This window comes from Nakamurella sp. (assembly GCF_048594475.1).
GTDB lineage: Bacteria > Actinomycetota > Actinomycetes > Mycobacteriales > Nakamurellaceae > Nakamurella.
The window spans coordinates 1-2,070 of the sequence record NZ_JBMDXT010000320.1 but is presented as its reverse complement, the minus strand read 5'-3'; the positions used below and the strand labels follow the sequence as shown (position 1 = coordinate 2,070).

Sequence of the window (2,070 nt, the reverse complement as noted above, 5' to 3'; positions counted from 1 at the left end):
CCAGCGCGATGTAGCCGCCCACGCCCAGAGCGCCGATGACGCCGAGGTTCTGGGCCCCGGACGCGGTGCCCAGGATGACGCTGACCAGGCCGAAGGTCAGCACCGCCTCCATCACGAAGGCGATCAGGTTCGAGTAGCCGGTCGCCGGGTAGTTCGAGCCGTTGCTGGCCGACACCCCGATCACCGCCTGCAGGAACAGCGCGGCCAGCGACGCGCCGGCCAGCTGCGTGACGATGTAGCCGGGGACCCGGCGCCACGGGAAGTCGCCGCGCAGGGCGAAGGCGATGCTCACCGCCGGGTTGAGGTGGGCGCCGGAGACCTTGCCCATGAACAGGATGATGCCCAGCACCATCAGCGCGGGGGCCGTCACCGCCGCCGTCCGGCTGATCGTGTCCGGGAACGCGGTGCCCATCATGCCGCCGCCCGCGGCCACCAGGACCAGCAGGACGGTGCCGAAGAACTCCGAGAACAGCCGGCGCCATGCCTGGTGGGGATCGGAGAAGTCGGCGGCCATCCGGGCGAACTCGGCCTCCCACGCCGTCAGCCCGCCGCTCGGGGGCTGGGCCGCCGCGGATGCCTTCGGCGCGGACTTCTTCGGTGTGGCCATGGTCCTCTCCCATCCAGAAGGCGACGCTCGTCTGCCGTCGGTGGTGAGGGTCCGACCCCGGCCCGCTCCCCGGCCTCCCCAGGACCGGGTGAGATCCGCCGGGCGGCCCGCAGATCGCCCGGTCCGGGTGACGCGCCCGGGCCGCCGCACACCCCGGGACGGACAGCCGGGCTCGGACCCGCGAACCGACCCGGCGAACCGACCGGCGAACCGACCCGGCACACCGGGGGCCCGACGGCCGGACGGCCGGCGCCGGGAGGATGGATACCCCGACGCCGGCCGTCCGGCCCGTCACGATCGACCGGTCAGTGCGAGACCGCCTTCTCGGCGTGCGCGCCGGTGAGCGAGCGGACCTCCATCTCGGCCCACTTGGCCTTGTTGAACTCCTTGCTGGTCACGGCGCCGATGAAGGCGAACAGGAAGCCCAGCGGGATGGAGATCAGACCCGGGTTGTTCAGCGGGAACCAGTGGAAGTCGATGGACGGGTCGCTGAACAGGCTGGCCGCCTTGCCGGTCGTGGCGTTGACCGCACCGCCGGAGACGTTGGGCGAGAAGATCAGCAGCACCAGCGCCGAGATCAGGCCGCCGTAGATCCCCCAGGTGGCGCCGCGGGTGTTGAACCGCTTCCAGAACAGCGAGTACAGGATCACCGGCAGGTTGGCCGAGGCGGCGATGGCGAACGCGATGGCGACCAGGAACGCCACATTGAGCGACTGGGCCGGGATCGCCAGGGCGATGGAGATCGCGCCGATGACGACGGCGGAGATCCGACCGACCCGCACCTCCTGCTTGTCGGTGGTCGGCTTGCCGCGCCGGATCACGTTGGCGTACAGGTCGTGCGCCAGCGACGAGGACGAGGCCAGGGTCAGCCCGGCCACGACCGCCAGGATGGTGGCGAACGCGACCGCGGCGATGACGGCGAGCATGATCGCGCCCGTCGTCGTGCCGACGCCACCGAGCGCCTCGGCCAGCTGCGGCGCCGCCGAGTTGCCGCCGGCGCTCTGCTTGGTGATCGCCTCGTGCCCGACCAGCGCCGCCGCGCCGAAGCCGAGCGCCAGCGTCATCAGGTAGAAGGTGCCGATCAGCCCGATCGCCCAGAGCACCGACTTGCGGGCCGCCTTGGAGCTGGGGACGGTGTAGAAGCGGATCAGGATGTGCGGCAGGCCGGCGGTGCCCAGCACCAGGGCCATGGCCAGCGAGATGAAGTCCAGCTTGGACAGCAGGGTCTTGGTGGCGTCCGCGTTCTCCACCCCGTAGCGCAGACCCGGCTCCAGGAAGGCCTCGCCCTTGCCGGACGCCCCGGCCGCCGCGTTGAGCAGCTCGGAGGGGTTGAAGCCGTACTTGGCCAGCACCCAGACGGTCATGATGCCGGCGCCGGTCATCAGCAGCACGGCCTTGATGATCTGCACCCAGGTGGTGCCCTTCATCCCGCCGAACACGACGTACACGATCATCAGCAGGCC

General features: G+C 71.1%; 2 protein-coding genes. Both read right to left on the bottom strand.

The window, feature by feature from the left end; genetic code table 11:
* A partial coding sequence (locus ACOJUF_RS14520) for an MIP/aquaporin family protein (RefSeq protein WP_420122543.1) occupies nucleotides 1-607 on the bottom strand: 607 nt, incomplete at its 3' end.
* Between the two features lie 305 nt (nucleotides 608-912).
* The coding region (locus tag ACOJUF_RS14515; RefSeq protein ID WP_420122542.1) for a cation acetate symporter at nucleotides 913-2,070 on the bottom strand (1,158 nt) is incomplete at its 5' end.